This window comes from Streptomyces sp. ITFR-16, assembly GCF_031844705.1.
GTDB lineage: Bacteria > Actinomycetota > Actinomycetes > Streptomycetales > Streptomycetaceae > Streptomyces.
The window spans coordinates 7,805,874-7,821,926 of sequence record NZ_CP134609.1; the positions used below are offsets into that span (position 1 = coordinate 7,805,874).

Sequence of the window (16,053 nt, forward strand, 5' to 3'; positions counted from 1 at the left end):
GGAACTCTTCTCCCGTCGCATCGCCGCCCCGAGCGAAAGGCCCGGCATGTCCAACCGACCGACCACCCTCGACTCCAGCACCGACCTGCCCCAGGTCTTCGAGCTGGCCCAGCAACTCCGCGTGGACTCGGTGCGCGCCAGCACGTCCGCAGGATCCGGGCACCCCACCTCCAGCCTCTCCGCGGCCGACCTCATGGCCGTACTGCTCGCTCGCCACCTCCACTACGACTGGTCCGCGCCGGACAACCCCGCCGGCGATCACCTGATCTTCTCCAAGGGGCACGCGTCGCCCCTTCTCTACGCCATGTTCAAGGCCGTCGGAGTGATCGGCGACGAGGAACTGATGACCACCTACCGCCGGTTCGGCCAACGCCTCCAGGGTCACCCCACCCCGGTCCTGCCCTGGGTCGACGTGGCCACCGGCTCCCTGGGCCAGGGCATCGCCTACGGAGTCGGCATCGCGCTGGCGGGCCGCGACCTGGAGAAGCAGCCCTACCGGGTGTGGGTGCTCTGCGGCGACAGCGAGATGAGCGAAGGATCCGTCTGGGAGGCACTCGACAAGGCGGGCCGCCACCAGCTGGCCAACTTCACCGCGATCGTCGACGTCAACAGGCTCGGGCAGAGCGGGCCCACCGAGCTCCAGTGGGACACGGCCGCATACGCACGGCGTGCCGAGGCATTCGGCTGCCGGGCCCTCGTGGTCGACGGACACGACCTCGAAGAGGTCGACCGGGCCCTCACCACCGCCGCCGACGGGCAGGCCCCCACCGTCATCGTCGCCAGGACCGTCAAGGGCCAGGGCGTCAGCGAGGTCGCCGACAAGGAGAACTGGCACGGCAAACCGCTGCCCGAGGATCTCGCCGAGCGGGCCGTGGAAGAACTGGGCGGCATCCGCGACCTGCGGGTACGCGGCCCACGGCCGCCCGAGGCCACCCCCGTACCGACGCCGGCGGCCGGCCCCGTCGAACTGCCCCGCTACGACATCGGGGACGAAGTCGCCACCCGCGTCGCCTTCGGCAAGGCGCTGGCCGCCCTCGGCGCCCGCCCCGACGTGGTCGCCCTGGACGCCGAGGTCGGCAACTCGACGCACGCCGAGGACTTCAAGAAGGCGTACCCGGAGCGGTACTTCCAGACCTACATCGCCGAACAGCAGATGATCGCCACCGCCGTCGGCATGGCCGTACGCGGCTACCGCCCCTACGCCACCACGTTCGCCGCTTTCCTCACCCGGGCGCACGACTTCATCCGGATGGCCGCCGTCTCCGAGATCACCATGGCCCTGTGCGGAACCCACAGCGGTGTCGAGATCGGCGCCGACGGCCCCTCCCAGATGGGCGTCGAGGACCTCGCGATGATGCGCGCCGTTCTCGGGTCCACCGTCCTGTACCCGTCCGACGCGACCTCGGCCGCCGCCCTGACGGCCGCCATGGCCGACATCGAGGGCATCTCCTACCTGCGCACCACCCGAGGCGCCTACCCGGTCCTGTACGCCGGCGACGAAACCTTCCCGCCGGGAGGATCGAAGACGCCGCGCGGGGGCGGTGGCGACGACCGGGTCACCCTGATCGGCGCCGGTGTCACCCTGCACGAGTGCCTGGCCGCCGCCGAGGAACTCGCCGCCGACGGCATCCAGGCCCGCGTCATCGACCTCTACTCGGTCAAGCCCGTCGACGCCGACGCCCTGGCCCGCGCCGCGTCGGACACCGGCGCCCTGGTCGTCGCAGAGGACCACCACCCCGAAGGCGGCATCGGCGAGGCGGTCCTCTCGGCCCTCGCGGCGTCCGGCAGCCACCCCGCCTTCGCCCATCTCGCCGTCACCACCCTGCCGGGATCGGGCACCACCGAGGAACTCCTCGACGCCGCCGGCATCTCCCGCTCCCACATCGCCGAGTCCGCACGGGCCCTGGTCAAGGGCCGCTGAAGCACCCGCCCCGCCCACCCGCCGGGGCCATGTCCGCGGAGTCCCCCGCCTGAGGGAGCACGGGGGACTCCGCAGCGCATGCCGCGCCGCTCGGCTCGCTGGTCCGCTCGAAGTGACGCTTCCCCGATAGGTCCGCAGCCCGTCCTCACCGCTCACCTCCGCTCCCTTCCGCCCAAGCAGCCGCCAAGCAGCCGCCGAGCCGCCGCCCGTTCGGGCCGCATGCCCGGAGGCCGTCTCCGCACGTGGTCCTCAGCCAGGGACGACCTGGGGCAAGCCTCCCGCCGACGCGAGGGCGAGACCAATGTGGACGGGCGAAGGAGGGAGCGGATACGGGTGCAAGGGCGGGGTACACACGAGGCGAAGCGACGAGGCCGGAGCCCCGGCCACCTGAACGGACCGAGGACAGCTCAGGGCGGAGCCGGCCGAGATCAGGGCGGAGGCACACCGATGACCGACGAACCCCGGACCGGCGCCGGCCGCAACCCCGCCCCCGAGGAGTTGCGCGAAAAGGTCGAGCGTACGCGTGACGAACTCGGGCAGACGATCGAGGCACTGGCGGCCAAGGCCGACATCAAGGCGCAGGCGAAGGAAAGGACCACTGCCGTGAAGGAACAGACCGCTGAAAAGGCCGCGCTCGTCTCCGACCAGATCCGCGAGAAGGCCGGGCAGGCCGCGCGACTGGTGAAGGAGACGACGCCCGACCCCATCCTCGCGAAGGCGACCCAGGCGGCGGCGCAGGTGCGTGAAAGCACCGGGCGGGCGGGGCACTACGCGGCGGCCAGGACCCCCGACCCGCTCCGCGAGAAGCTGGGGCAGGCCGCGGCTCTCGCCCAGGCCAACCGCACGCCGGTCATCGCGGGAGGCGTGCTGCTCGCGGCCCTGCTGCTGGTGCGCCGCAGCCGCCGATGAACGGGGCCGAGATCGCCTACAAGCCGGTCGGGCTGGCCTTGGGCGCCGCCGGCGGTCTGGTCGCGGGGGTCGCGTTCAAGCGGACCTGGAAGATCATCGAAGGCGAGGGCGACGCGCCCGACGCCATGGACGAGGATCGTTCCTGGCAGCAGATCCTGACCGCCGCCGCCGTCCAGGGCGCGATCTTCGCTGTGGTCAAGGCCGCGGTGCAGCGCTCGGGCGCCGTGGCCACGAGACGTTTGACGGGAACCTGGCCGGGCTGAGGAACGGCCGCCGATCTGCCGCCGGCGGCATGGGATGCGTACCGGGACAGAGCCCTCACAGCCCACCCAGAGCCGGCGGGCCCACGACATGCCACCGGGCTCGTTGCCCATTCCCACCCGTAAGCCGTGTGGTGCACCTGCCCGGGCGGGCAGGTGCACCACACGGGCGGCTCACCCGACGGGGCCGTCAGAGAGCGACGACCGCTCCTTCGCGTATCCAGCCCCGCCCGTCGGCAGCCGCGTCGGTGGTGACCAGCACATAGCCGTACTCGTTGTACGAGGCGCCCTCGCAGGTCGAAGCGCCGACGATGTCACCGGCGTACTTGGTCTTGACGACGACGCTGTTCGGATTCGGGTTCTCGTACACCCCGGCGGTCGGCCACACGACCTTGTACTGGCATCCGGCCTGGGCCGAGGCGACAGCGACCGGGCCGGTGACGAGCGCCACGAAACGCCAGGCACCGGCCCAGGCACGCCACCCGAACGGCCTGTCGATCGCCAGCCCCGCGCCCATCAGCGACACGATCACGCAGACCTCGGTCACATGCTCGACCCAGACCCGGTCGTGCACCGGGTCCACGACGGGTATGCCCAGCGGCAGCAGGGCGACCGCCGCGCCTGCGAGGAGGAACACCATCGGCATGGAAAAGGCCCGCCGGCGGACCAGAGGGGGGAGGACAGCGGCGAGCAGTACGGCGATGCCTGCCGCCGCGTAGATACCGTGCGTCAACGTCATCCAGTTCCACGTCTTCCGTACGTCCGCCGACCACCAACGGCCGAGCGACACCGTCACGCTGACCGCAGGACACGGCGCGAGAATGATGCGCGTACCCCGGAACACGGATCCCACGTCCGTTTGCCGAGGTCCGCGACGTACCGGAGACAACCAGCGCTCGCTGACAGCCACTCATGGGCAGGGCGGCACGTCGGCACGCAGGAGCTGAAGACGCCTCAGCTCCGCACCGCCATCAGAGCTGCGGCAGGCGGTCCGCTCCCGTCGGAGAGCGTCGCTCCTCGAGCCAGAAGAGATAGACGCGGAGGTGCGATGCCAACTCGCCGTCGAGGTAAGCGGCGTAGCTCCTGGCAGCCTCGGCCACCCGCTGCCCGGCCTTCGCGTCGTCATCCTCCCAGTCGGCTCGGTGACGCGCCAGATACTCCCTGATCCGCCTCCGGTCGTGCCACCATTCCCGCACCGCCGCCGGCGTCCAGTGGGCGTCGCCGTCACAGCCGTAGCCGGAGAACGCCTCGGCCACTGCTGCCTCCACCAACTGCTCAAGCTCGTCCGGCGTCCGCGGCTGCCGGTACACGTACTCGGTGAAGTGGTCGGCCTCGTACAGCACGAGCCCCGGCGCGTGGATACGGCCGGTGCCACAGTTGTCCGTGTCCGCCCCGTAGAACGGTCCGGGCACATTGAGCCACTTCCGGTCCGGCCACTGGCCCCGGAAGGCTTCGCGCGCATCGCCGAGCACAGGTACCGGATCGAAGTAGAGTTCCATGGCGCAAGGTTAGCCAGCTGCCGTACCGTCCACCGGACTCGGCCCGGTGCCCTCTCACGGTGCCGGGTCGCTCATCGGCGGCAACGCACGCGGGTACGCGGTGGGCCCGGCGCTCACCACACCCCGCCGGGTCCCACGGCTCCCTCCGTGCTCTCGCGCAGGACGAGCCGATGTGCCACGACGCGGTCCTGCGGGCGCGCCGAACCGGGCCGGCCCGTGCCGCCCGGACCCGGCTCCGGGCGGGTGGCCTCGTCGATGCGGCGAAGGAGCAGATCGACCGCGACCCGGGCCACCGCCTCCTTGTGCGGGGCGACCGTGCTCAGGGACGGCACGCTGAACCGGCCGCCCTCGACGTCGTCGAAGCCGATGACGGCCACGTCCTCGGGCACCCGCGCCCCGTAGGCGTGCAGCGCCCGCAAGGCCCCCAGCGCCAGCTGGTCGTTGAGGCACAGCAGGGCGTCGGGCCGGATCCCTTCGTCCAGTACCCGGCGCACGGCCGCCTCCCCGTCACCCATGTGGAACGCGGCCACCGGCAGCAGGGACGCCGGATCGTGCGCGAGACCCGCCCCGGCCAGCGCGAGGCGGAAACCGCGGGCGCGCGCCTGAGCGGTGCCGACGTACCCGTCGTCCCGTCCGCCGACGGCGAGGATGTGCCGGCGCCCCAGCGCGAGCAGGTGCTCGGTCGCCTCGCGGGCCGCGCGCTCGTTGTCGATCGCCACATGGTCGGCGCCCTCGGTCAGCAGCTCGCCCAGCAGGACGGTCGGCGGGGGTCCGGCATGCGCGCGCAGGTCCTCCGGCGCGAGAGCCAGCGGGCTGAGGATGACACCGTCCACGAAGTCCGAACCGAAACCGCCCAGCGCCGCCTGCTCCCGCTCCCGGTCCCCGCCCGACTGGTGGATCAGCACGGTCAGGGAGCGGCTCTCGGCCTCCCGGACGACGTGCCGGGCCAGTTCCGCGAAGTACGGGACGTCGAGTTCCGGCACCACCAGCGCGATGATGCCCGTCCGCCCGCTGCGCAGATGCCGCCCGGCGAGGTTGATGCGGTAACCGAGGTGGTCGATCGCCTCCTGCACCACCCGCCGGGTCCGGTCGGACACGTGGACGTAGTCGTTGAGCACGTTGGACACCGTCTTCTCCGACACCCCCGCATGCCGTGCGACGTCCTTGATCCTCGGCCGTGCCACCCGCAACCTCCCCGCCCCTGGTTCGCGCCGAGTCTATGCGGTGCCTTCCGGGGGGCCCGGGACGCTTCCGGAGCGTCGGACGAGGGGGTGCATCCGGCACAGGTGATGACACAGCTCTTTACAGCCAATGTACATCGATGTAAAAACAGGTCACCGCACCGGCGGACCCGGTGCGGATCACCCCGATGTGCACGGGCGGCCCACGGCTGCCGTGCCGATGGCCCCTGCCATCGGCCGGGCACGTCTTCCGGCCGTCGAAAGGTCAGTGATGAACTCTGCACCTCCTGCCCGCGGGCTGCCCGGCGCCTGGGACCCCGGCCGGCCGGCCGGCATCGGCCGCCGCCGGCTGCTGCGGTACGGGACGGCCGGAGCGGCGGCGCTGCTGGCCGGGGGCCCGCTGACCGGCTGCGCCTCGCCGGCCCGCGCCGGTGAGGCCTCCGCGCTGAAGGTCTGGGACCTGTTCCAGGGCGGCGACGGCATGCTGATGGACGAGATGATTGCGGCCGTCTCCCGGGGGCCCCACGGTTTCGACGTGGACCGGACGATCCTGGACTGGGGGCCCTCGTACTACACGAAGCTCGCCATGTCGGCGGCCGGCGGCCGGGCATCGGACGTGGCCGTCCTGCACCTGTCCCGCCTGGCCGGATACGCCCCCGGCGGCCTGCTCGACCCCCTCGACCTGGACCTCCTGGCCGAATTCGGCGTGGCCGAGAAGGACTTCGCCCCCGCCGTGTGGAAGCGTGCCCAGCACCGGGGCACGGTCTACGCAATCCCCCTGGACGTACACCCGTTCATCGTCTTCTACGACAAGGACGCCGCCGACAAGGCCGGTCTGCTCGACCCGTCCGGCCACCTCGCACCGATGGGCTCGCCCGAAGCGTTCCTGGACGCCGGGAAGAAGCTCGCCGAGGTCACCGGCAAGTCCGGGGTCCTTTTCGGACACGTCACCGACACGGCCCAGAGCTGGCGCCAGTTCGCCGCGCTGTACGCCCAGACCGGCGCCTCCTTCACCCTCCCCGACGGCGGCCCGCCGAAGATCGACATCGACGCCGCGGTGAAGGTCGTCAGCTTCATGAAGCAGCTCTTCGACGGCCGCACCAACCCCAACAACCTCGACTACAACGGTGCGATGGCCGCCTTCATGGACGGCCGCGGCGGCATGATCATGGCGGGGGAGTGGGAACTGCCGACGTTCCGCAAGTCCGGCATCAAGCACCTGGGGGCGGCCCCCTTCCCGCAGGTCTTCGACCGGCCGGCCGTCTACGCCGACTCGCACAGCTTCGTCACCCCGCACCAGGACGACCCCGACCCGGCCCGCCGCCGCGAGGCCCACCGGTACATCGCCGAGATCGTCAAACAGAGCCTGACCTGGGCGAGCGCCGGACACATCCCCGCCTTCCTGCCGGTACAGGCCCGCCCCCAGTACGCCCGGCTCGACCCCCAGTCCTCCTACGCGGCCGCCGGCGAGATCGCCGTACTCGACCCGCCGAACTGGTTCGCCGGCGCCGGCGGCAACTTTCAGAACCGCATGTGCCAGCCGCTCCAGTCGGCGCTGCTCGGCAACACCTCCGCCGAGAAGGCGGTACGGCAGATGGTCCGGGAAGCGGACACCCTGCTGCGCCGGCCCAACCCGGTCGCCTGACGACAGCCGAAGGAGCCGCATCGTGACCACCACCGCGCCCGCCGGAACCACGGCACCAGCGCACCAGCCCCCGTCCGACACCACAGCCGCGCCCCGGCGCCGCCTCTCCCTGACGGGCGGCGGCGGGCTGTTCGTCCTGCCCTTCCTGGTGTTCTTCGGGCTCTTCCTGGTCTGGCCCGTCGTCCAGGGCATCTGGATGAGCCTCACCGACGCCTCGCTCAGCCTGCGCGACACCGAATTCGTCGGCTTCGCCAACTACACCGAGGCGTTCGGCGACCCCGACGTCTGGAGCAGCCTCGGCAACACCGTCTTCTTCACCGTGATCTCCTGCGTACCGCTCGTCCTGGTGGCCCTGGCCATGGCCCTTCTCGTCCACAGCGGCCTCGCCGGCCAATGGGTGTGGCGGCTGGCCTACTTCGCCCCGTACCTGCTCCCCGTCACGGTGGTCACACTCATCTGGACGTGGCTCTACCAGCCCGACATCGGCCTCGGCAACCAGCTGCTGACGTCCCTGGGCATGGAGCCCGTCGGCTGGCTCTCCGACGAGTCGGTGGCCATGTGGTCCGTCGCGGCCCTCACCGTCTGGTGGACCGTCGGCTTCAACTTCCTGCTCTACCTCGCCGCCCTGCAGTCCCTGCCCGTCACCTACGACGAGGCCGCCGCCCTCGACGGGGCCGGCGCCTGGCGGCGGCTGTGGTCCGTCACCCTGCCCCAGCTGCGCCACACCACCGTCCTCGTGGCCATGCTCCAGGTGCTCGCCTCGCTCAAGGTGTTCGACCAGATCTACATCCTCACCAAGGGCGGCCCCAACGGCTCCACCCGGCCGATCCTCGAGTACGTCTACGACGTCGGCTTCACCGGATACCGGCTGGGCTACGCCTCGGCGGTCAGCTACGTCTTCTTCGCGATCGTCATCGTCATCTCCGTCGTGCAGCTCCGCTTCTTCCGTCAGGAGGGCTGACCGTGTCCGCCGTCTCCACCCCCGTCCGCCGACCGCGCCGGCCACGCCCCGAGCAGCCCGGGTCGCCCCTGCTGCTCGGCCACGGACGGCTGCCCCGCGTGCTCGCCGGAACCGCGCTGACCGTCTTCGCCGCCGCCTGGCTGCTGCCCCTCCTCTGGGCGGTCGCCACCTCGGTGCAGAGCGAGCAGGACGTGATGAAGTCGGGACTGTCGCCGTTCAAGGGAGCCTTCACACTCTCCGCCTACCGGCAGATCCTGGACCGAGGCAACGTTCCGACCTGGGCCTTCAACAGCGTCCTGACAGCCGCCCTGGTCACCGCGCTCACCGTCGCCGTCTCGACGCTCGCCGCGTACGGATTCTCCCGGGGCACTTTCCGGGGCAGGCGCACCCTCCTCGCCCTCACCGTCGCCGCGATCATGGTCCCGCCGCAGCTGCTCATCGTCCCGCTCTTCGAGCAGATGACGATGTTCCACCTGGTCGACACGTACGCGGCCGTCATCCTGCCGCAGGTCGTGGCCCCCATGATGGTCTTCATCCTGAAGCGCTTCTTCGACGGGATCCCCCGCGAACTGGAGGACGCCGCCCGCATCGACGGGGCCTCCGAACTCCGGGTCTTCTGGTCGATCGTGCTCCCGCTGTCCCGCCCGATCGTCTCGGCCGTCGCGATCTTCGTCTTCATCGGGGCCTGGAACAACTTCATGTGGCCCTTCATCGTCACCAACGACCCGGACCTCATGACGCTCCCGGTGGGCCTCGCCACCGTCAAGGACGCCTACGGCATCCAGTACGCCCAGTCCATGGCATCCGCCCTCCTCGCGGCGCTCCCGCTGATCGTGATGTTCCTCCTCTTCCAGCGCCGCATCGTCAACTCCGTCGCCACCACCGGCCTCGGCGGCACCTGACCCCACCCATTCCCCGTCCCGCGCGCCGGCCTCCCGGCCGGCCGCCCCCACCATCCAGACTGGAGCCCCTGTGCACACCCCCTCCGTCCCCCGTCCGGAGTACCCGCGACCGCAGTTCGTCCGTCGCGACTGGCTCAACCTCAACGGGACCTGGCAGTTCGAGACCGACCAGGGGGACAGCGGCCTCGAACGAGGACTCCTCGACCGCGACCTCACCGGCGAGATCCTCGTGCCCTTCGCCCCCGAGTCCGCACTGTCGGGCGTCGGCGACACCGACTTCCTGGAAGCCGTCTGGTACCGCAGGCGCTTCACCCCGCCCGCCGAATGGGCCGGCCGGCGGGTGCTCCTGCACTTCGGCGCGGTCGACCACGACACCACCGTCTGGGTGGACGGCACCGAAGTGGTGCGCCACCGGGGCGGCTTCACCCCCTTCACCGCCGACCTCGGCGACCTCGCCCCGGCCGGCCGGGAAGTGGAGATCACCGTCCGCGCCCGCGACCCGAAGTCGGGCCCCCAGGCCCGGGGCAAGCAGGCGACCCAGTACGCCAACCACGACTGCAACTACACCCGGACGACCGGCATCTGGCAGACCGTCTGGGCCGAACCGGTCCCGGAGACCCACCTGCGCCGCCCCCGCATCACCCCCGACCTGGCCGGCGCCGCCTTCTCCCTCGAACTGCCCCTCTCGGCCAACCGCCCCGGCCACCGCGTACGCGCCGTCCTCAGCGACGAAGCGGGCGAGGTCTGCCGCGCCGAGGCGCGCGCCGACCTGGACCTGGCACCGCGCCTGCACCTGGCCCTCCCGCACGACCGGCGCCGCGAGTGGAGCCCCGAGGACCCCTTCCTTTACGGCCTGCGGCTCGAACTCCTGGACGCCGCGGGCGAAGCGGCCGACACCGTCGAGAGCTACGCGGGCCTGCGCGCCGTCGGCATCCGGGGCAGGGCGGTGCTCCTCAACGGCCGCCCCCGCTTCCAGCGCCTCGTCCTGGACCAGGGCTGGTACCCGGACGGACTGATGACCGCCCCCTCCGACGAGGCCCTGGTCCGCGACATCGAACTGGCCATGGAGGCCGGCTTCAACGGGGCCCGCCTGCACCAGAAGGTCTTCGAGGAGCGCTTCCTGTACCACGCCGACCGGCTCGGCTACCTGGTCTGGGGCGAGTTCGGCGACTGGGGCTGCGAGACCGGCGGGTCCTCGGGCGACAACCAGCGGCCCGACGCCTCCTTCGTCGCCCAGTGGCTCGAAGCCGTGGAACGCGACTACTCGCACCCCTCGATCATCGGCTGGTGCCCGCTGAACGAGACGTACCAGAAGCTCCACGACCGCATCACCCAGCTCGACGACGTGACCCGGGCGATGTTCCTCGCCACCAAGGCCATGGACACCTCCCGCCCGGTGGTCGACGCCTCCGGCTACTCCCACCGGGTCCTGGAGACGGACATCTACGACTCCCACACCTACGAGCAGGACCCGGCCGCCTTCCGCGAGCTCGTGTCCGGACTCGCCAAGGGCGAGCCCTTCGTCAACGCCTACGAGAACGGCGCCGCCTACTCGCAGCCGTACCGGGGCCAGCCGTACTTCGTCAGCGAGTTCGGCGGGATCTGGTGGGACCCGGAGGCCGCAGCAGAGCAGTCCGGCAGCGACCGCACGGTCTCCTGGGGGTACGGCGACCGGGTGCGCACCGAGGACGAGTTCCACGAGCGCTTCGCCGGGCTCACCGGCGTGCTGCTGGAGGATCCGGAGATGTTCGGCTACTGCTACACCCAGCTGACCGACGTCTTCCAGGAGCAGAACGGCGTCTACCGCTTCGACCGGGGCACGAAGCTGGACGTCGCCCGCGTCCGGGAGGCCCAGCTGCGGCCCGCCGCGATCGAGGGGCCGCACGCCGGCTGACCGGTCCGAGGACGAGGGTGCCCGATCCCGCACGGGGCGGGCACCCTCGTCTCCCGTGTCTCAGAGCCGTTCGAGCCGCCAGAGCTGCGGCTGCCGGCCGTTGCACGTCCACTGCTGGACATTGGCCCCCGCCGTACGGGAGCCCTGCGCGACGTCCAGGCACTGCCCGGCGGACTTCACCACAAGGCGGTAGTAGCCCCGTCCGGCGTTCTCCAACCGCCAGTCCTGCGCCGGCTGGGCGTTGCAGTTCCACTGGCGGACGTTCGCACCGGGGGTGGCGGAACCGTTCTCCACATCCAGGCAGAGGCCGCTGTTGCGCCCGGTGAGCGTGAAGTCCCCGCCCCCGCGCGCCCGCAGGGTCCACTCCTGCGGGCCCAGGCCGTTGCAGGTCCACTGCTGGACGTTGCCGCCTGCGGCACGGGAGTCACCGGCCACGTCCAGGCAGTGACCGCTGTTGGTGTTCACCAGCCGGTACAGCGCCCCGTCCGCGACTCCGGCCGCGTCCCCGCTGCCGGTGACCGGGCCGGTGGCCACGTACGGACGGCAGACGCTGCCGTCCCAGTCCGTCGCGATCTCGAGCACCGTACGGCCGTCCGCCGAGGGCAGCAGCGGTGAGCTGTAGTTGGGGCAGTAGGTCGCGGTCGGTGCCGTGACCCGTACCGGGGCCTCGATCTCGTACCACGGACCCGTGCCGTTCTCCGTGTTGGCGAGGATGGTGCGCCCGCTGTCCGCCGCGGGCGTGCCGTCGCGGTTGAGGAGCTGCTGGCCGACGAGCAGGATCCGGCCGTTCGGTCCACCGCCGGGCGCGGGCGCCCAGGCGATGGTGGGCGCGGCGCGGAAGTACTTGCCGTCCACGGTCTCCGGGCGGAACCCCAGCGAAGCGGGGTCGCCCCAGTCCCACCCGTCCGCAGAGGTGCGGTAGTGCACCACGCACTGGTACTGGCCGCCGGGATTGCAGATCTCATAGCTCATGAAGTACGTGCCGTCCGGCAGCTTGCGCACCACGGGCATGCCCGGCCGGTCCGGTTCCCAGGCGCCGGCCACCGTGTTGCGCCTGTCCTGCCAGTTGACCCCGTCGTAGCTGCGGGCCGCGGCGAGCTTCTGGTTGTGGGCCGGGTCCGTCTCGTCGGCGTAGTGGCAGACGAGCGCGCCGTCGGCGGCCACGGAGAACTCCGGCTCCCACAGCCCGCCCGTCCCGGCGGCGGTGGCGCACGAGGACAGGTAGGACCAGGTGCGGCCCACGTCGCCGCTCTTCCAGATGCGCAGGGCCATGCGCCGGTCCGGTTCGTCCTGCCCGGCCGAGGCCGCCCACAGCAGCGTTCCCGGGGGCAACGCGCCGACCTGGCGGGGCAGTTCGAACAGCGTGGAGCAGCACAGCCCCTGCCCGCCGGCCGACTCCGGGTCGGCGACCCTGCCCACCTGCCGGAAGGTCGCTCCGGCGTCGGTGCTCTCATGGATGGCGCCGACACCGTTGTCGCCGTCGAACGTCACGACGCTCGCCAGCACCCGGCCGTTGGCGGCTCCGCTGTGCTCGAGCCGGATGGCCCGGGGATAGAGGCCGGTCCCGCTGCCCAGGGGCGTGCCGGTGGCCGAGACGGAGGCGACGGGGGATGCGGGCGAGGCCGCCGCCGGCCCGAGCGACAGGCCCAGCATCGTGGCCAGATCCGCGACCACGGCATACGCCGCCCACCGGGCACGGCGGCGTCCGGGGGAGACGGGTTGACTTCCGGGGCGGGGCGTTCGATGTAAGAAGAGCGAGAGCACAGGCTTCCTTCCCTGGGGGCACGGAGGCGTGACAGGGGGACCGCGGCACGAGCCGCGGCTGTCATCGCTTCGGATCTGCGCAAGGGCGAGGCGCTTTGACGTCAGTGGTGCACGGGGGCGTACGGGCCTGCTGGCGGCGCCACAGTAGAGCCGCATGTACATCGATGTAAACAGGCGTGCACTCCCGGACGCCCCGCGTCTTTGGCGGCCGCAGGGGTGCGACCCGGGCGAATCCCCTTGCGCAATGGTCAAGAATCGTTGACCATTGCGCGCATGCCTACCGATGATCTCCCCGAGGCGCTGCACGTCACCACCGACGAGCAGCTGCGCGCGGTCTCCAACCTCACGCGCCACCGCATCATGGCCGTGCTCCGCTTCGAACCCGCGACGATTACGCAGATCGCCGAGCGCGTGGGTCTCGCGAAGGGGAGTTCCAGCTACCACGTACGGCTGTTGGAACGGGCCGGCCTGGTCAAGGTGGTGCGGACGCGGAAGGTGCGGGGGGTCACCGAGCGGTACTACGCGATGGCCGCCCGGTCGATCGTGCTGCCGGATCCGGGCGAGGGCGGTCCGGACCTGCTGATGCGGCATGCGGTGGCGGACCTGGAGGCGGCGCCGGAAGCGGAGCGGCACGTACGGATGGCGCATCTGCGGCTCACCGAAGAGCAGTTCGCGGAGCTGGGGCAGCGGCTGGAGGCATTGGCGGACGAGTACCGGGAGCTGTCGGACCCGTCGCTGCCGGACGCGTCGCTCGTCTTCGCACTGTTCCACCCCGCATCGCGCGAGCAGGCCGAAGGAGACGCCAAGTGACATCGGATGCGGGCAAGTTGCCGACCGGATTCGGACGGCTGTGGACGGCGCAGACGGTGTCCTCGCTCGGTGACGGGGTGTCCCATGCCGCGCTGCCGCTGCTCGCCCTGACACTGACACGGGACCCGATGGCGCTCGCCGTCGTCACGGCCGCCGGAACGCTGCCGTGGCTGCTCTTCGGGGTGCTCGGCGGTGCGCTGGTGGACCGCTGGGACCGTCGGCGCACGATGTGGGTCATGGACGCGGCGCGTGCGGCGCTGCTCGTGATACCGGCGGCAGCGGCCGTCCTGGACGCGCTGAGCATTCCGCTCCTCGCGGCCGTCGCCTTCCTGCTCGGCCTCGGCGGACTCTTCTTCGACACGGCCGCGACGGCCTACCTGCCCGGTCTGCTCGGCCGCGAACCCGCACTCCTGGAGCGCGCCAACTCTCGCTTGCGCGGCGCCCAGACCGCCATGTCCGGCTTCGCGGGGCCGCCTGCGGGCAGCGCCCTGCTCGCGCTCGGGCGAGCCGTCCCGCTGCTCGCCGACGCGGTGTCCTTCGCCCTGTCCGCGCTGCTCGTACGGTCGCTGCCGGCCGCGCCCCGGCCCGTACCGCAGGCCCGTGAGTCGCTGCTGCGACAGGCACGGGCCGGCGCCGCGTACGTCTTCCGGAACCGGTTGCTGCTCGGGCTCGCGCTGCGTCCGGCGGTCGGGAACATCGCGTTCCTCGCCGTGGAGACCGTCCTTGCCCTCTTCGCACGAGAACGCCTCGGCATCGGTACCTTCGGCTTCGGGCTGCTCCTCACGGCGGAGGCCACGGGCGGCCTGCTCGGCGCGGGCATCGCCTCCTTCCTCGGCCGACGACTGGGCACCGGCACCGCGCTGACGTGCACGGCGGCGGCCGAGGGGCTCGCCATCCTCGGCCTCGCCGCCGCTCCCGACCCGTACGTCGCCGGTCTCGCGCTCGCCGTCTGCGGAGCCGGCATGGGCGCCACGATGGTGCTCGGCCCCTCACTCCGGCAGGCGATCGTCCCCGCCCGGCTGATGGGCCGGGTGGCCTCCACCTCCCGCATGCTCGCGATGTGCGCCGCCCCGTTCGGCGCCCTTCTCGGCGGCTGGCTGGCCACCGCCTACGACGTACGCACCCCGCTCTACGCCGCCGCCGGCCTCCTGCTCACCATGACGGCGGTCACCTCGACGATGACCAGCAACCGTCAGGTCGAGGCGGCGCTGCGTGCCGCAGCGCCGGCCGATGAGGCACCTCACCCAAAGTCCTCGGATCCCGTTCGGGCCGACGCCGGTCAGGCTTCGGGTGCGTGATCCGGGCCGCATGCGCGACGATGCGCATGCGGCCCGGCGCCTGTGCCCCGCGCCGGTCCCTCAGCCCGGCGAGCCCGCGCCCGCACCGACCCGCGTCGCGATGCGGCCAGGCTCCGGCCGGGACGGCTCCGTCCCCGACTGCGCGACCACGGTCGCGGCCACCTGCGAGGCGAAGGCCAGCAGGTCCGCGACCCGGCCGGGCGAGAGGCGCACGGCGCCGCCGTCGCGGAACGCTCCGGCCTCGCCGAGCCAGTGGATCACCGCCGCCATGAACGCGTCTCCCGCGCCGATGGTGTTGACCACCTCGACCCGGACGGCGGGCACGGACAGCGAGCCCCCGTCCCGGGTGAAGGCCGTGCTTCCGGCGGAACCCCGGGTCAGGACCACCAGGCGGTCCTTGGAGGCCAGCCGGGCACAGGTCTCCTCGGGAGCCGTACCCGGCCAGAGCGCGGTCACGTCCTCGTCGCTGACCTTGAGGACCTGCGCCAGTTCGCACAGCTCCCGCAGCCGGCGCCCGGTGGCGCCGCCGAGCGTGCGGTCCTCGCGGACGTTGGGGTCGACGACCAGCACCGAGTGCCGCGCCCCGGCGCGGGCGGTCGCGGCCACCGCATCGGCCGCCGGCGGGACGACCGCGGCGAGCCCGCCCGCGTACACGGCCCCGAACCGGGCCGCATCGGCCGTACGCTCCGGCATCCGGAAGGTCGCCGTGTCGTGCAGGTGGAAGTGGTAGCCGGTCCCGTCGGGGCCAGGGTCCGCCACCGCGAGTGCGGTGGGCAGCTCCGAGCGCCCGCACAGGTCCAGCCGCGTACCGGCGGCGACCAGCCGCTCCTCGATCAGACGGGCGAATCCGTCCCCGCCGAGTGCTCCCGCGAACCAGCTGGACGTGCCCAGCCGGGCCAGACCGGCAGCGACATTGGCGGGCGCCCCGCCCGGCTGCGCCCGGTGCGTGCCCGCGTCGTCCGCGGACGGCACCAGGTCGATGAGTGCCTCACCCATCACCAGCACGGCA

14 protein-coding genes are annotated in these 16,053 nt (G+C 72.0%); 9 read left to right on the forward strand and 5 right to left on the reverse strand.

What is annotated here, in order from left to right; all coding sequences use genetic code 11:
• Positions 1-46 precede the first annotated feature (46 nt).
• The 3 genes from RLT58_RS34545 to RLT58_RS34555 all read left to right on the forward strand — a co-directional run bounded on the left by RLT58_RS34545 (position 47) and on the right by RLT58_RS34555 (position 3,093).
• Positions 47-1,921, forward strand: coding sequence for a transketolase (locus tag RLT58_RS34545; protein ID WP_311314304.1), 1,875 nt, complete (start codon positions 47-49; stop codon positions 1,919-1,921).
• 447 nt (positions 1,922-2,368) lie between these two features.
• Positions 2,369-2,830: a DUF3618 domain-containing protein gene (locus RLT58_RS34550; RefSeq protein WP_311314305.1), complete on the forward strand. Its 462-nt coding sequence runs from the start codon at positions 2,369-2,371 to the stop codon at positions 2,828-2,830.
• Positions 2,827-3,093, forward strand: coding sequence for a DUF4235 domain-containing protein (locus tag RLT58_RS34555; protein WP_311314306.1), 267 nt, complete (start codon positions 2,827-2,829; stop codon positions 3,091-3,093). The genes RLT58_RS34550 and RLT58_RS34555 overlap by 4 nt, the downstream gene beginning before the upstream one ends.
• Positions 3,094-3,280: 187 nt before the next feature.
• On the opposite strand, the gene RLT58_RS34560 is transcribed toward RLT58_RS34555, so the two are convergent.
• The 3 genes from RLT58_RS34560 to RLT58_RS34570 form a co-directional block, all read right to left on the reverse strand.
• Positions 3,281-3,829, reverse strand: coding sequence for a hypothetical protein (locus RLT58_RS34560; RefSeq protein WP_311314307.1), 549 nt, complete (start codon positions 3,827-3,829; stop codon positions 3,281-3,283).
• Positions 3,830-4,061: 232 nt separating this feature from the next.
• A complete protein-coding gene (locus RLT58_RS34565) occupies positions 4,062-4,589 on the reverse strand; it encodes a ferredoxin family protein (RefSeq protein ID WP_311314308.1) in 528 nt (175 codons plus the stop codon).
• Positions 4,590-4,702: 113 nt separating this feature from the next.
• Complete coding sequence (locus RLT58_RS34570) at positions 4,703-5,773, reverse strand: LacI family DNA-binding transcriptional regulator (protein ID WP_311314309.1); 1,071 nt, start codon at positions 5,771-5,773, stop codon at positions 4,703-4,705.
• Positions 5,774-6,041: 268 nt separating this feature from the next.
• Here RLT58_RS34570 and RLT58_RS34575 point away from each other — a divergent pair, with 268 nt between their 5' ends.
• The 4 genes from RLT58_RS34575 to RLT58_RS34590 all read left to right on the forward strand — a co-directional run bounded on the left by RLT58_RS34575 (position 6,042) and on the right by RLT58_RS34590 (position 11,172).
• Positions 6,042-7,415, forward strand: a complete 1,374-nt coding sequence (locus RLT58_RS34575; protein WP_311314310.1) for an extracellular solute-binding protein — start codon at positions 6,042-6,044, stop codon at positions 7,413-7,415.
• Positions 7,416-7,437: 22 nt separating this feature from the next.
• On the forward strand, positions 7,438-8,376 hold the full coding sequence (locus RLT58_RS34580; RefSeq protein ID WP_311314311.1) for a carbohydrate ABC transporter permease: 939 nt from the start codon (positions 7,438-7,440) through the stop codon (positions 8,374-8,376).
• A gap of 2 nt (positions 8,377-8,378) precedes the next feature.
• Positions 8,379-9,278 (forward strand): carbohydrate ABC transporter permease, encoded by a 900-nt coding sequence (locus RLT58_RS34585; protein ID WP_311314312.1) that lies wholly within the window; start codon positions 8,379-8,381, stop codon positions 9,276-9,278.
• Positions 9,279-9,348: 70 nt separating this feature from the next.
• A complete protein-coding gene (locus tag RLT58_RS34590) occupies positions 9,349-11,172 on the forward strand; it encodes a glycoside hydrolase family 2 protein (protein ID WP_311314313.1) in 1,824 nt (607 codons plus the stop codon).
• A gap of 60 nt (positions 11,173-11,232) precedes the next feature.
• Here the strand turns inward: RLT58_RS34590 and RLT58_RS34595 are convergent, their stop codons facing one another.
• Positions 11,233-12,825 carry an RICIN domain-containing protein gene (locus RLT58_RS34595; protein ID WP_311314744.1) on the reverse strand — a complete coding sequence of 531 codons (1,593 nt, stop codon included), beginning with the start codon at positions 12,823-12,825 and terminating at the stop codon, positions 11,233-11,235.
• A 384-nt stretch (positions 12,826-13,209) separates the two neighbouring features.
• Between RLT58_RS34595 and RLT58_RS34600 the strand changes: the two genes are divergently transcribed.
• A complete protein-coding gene (locus tag RLT58_RS34600; protein WP_311314314.1) occupies positions 13,210-13,746 on the forward strand; it encodes an ArsR/SmtB family transcription factor in 537 nt (178 codons plus the stop codon).
• Positions 13,743-15,044: an MFS transporter gene (locus RLT58_RS34605; protein ID WP_311314315.1), complete on the forward strand. Its 1,302-nt coding sequence runs from the start codon at positions 13,743-13,745 to the stop codon at positions 15,042-15,044. Before RLT58_RS34600 ends, RLT58_RS34605 begins: the two co-directional genes overlap by 4 nt.
• 60 nt (positions 15,045-15,104) lie before the next feature.
• Here the strand turns inward: RLT58_RS34605 and RLT58_RS34610 are convergent, their stop codons facing one another.
• Positions 15,105-16,040: a PfkB family carbohydrate kinase gene (locus RLT58_RS34610; protein WP_399131995.1), complete on the reverse strand. Its 936-nt coding sequence runs from the start codon at positions 16,038-16,040 to the stop codon at positions 15,105-15,107.
• Between the last annotated feature and the right edge of the window lie 13 nt (positions 16,041-16,053).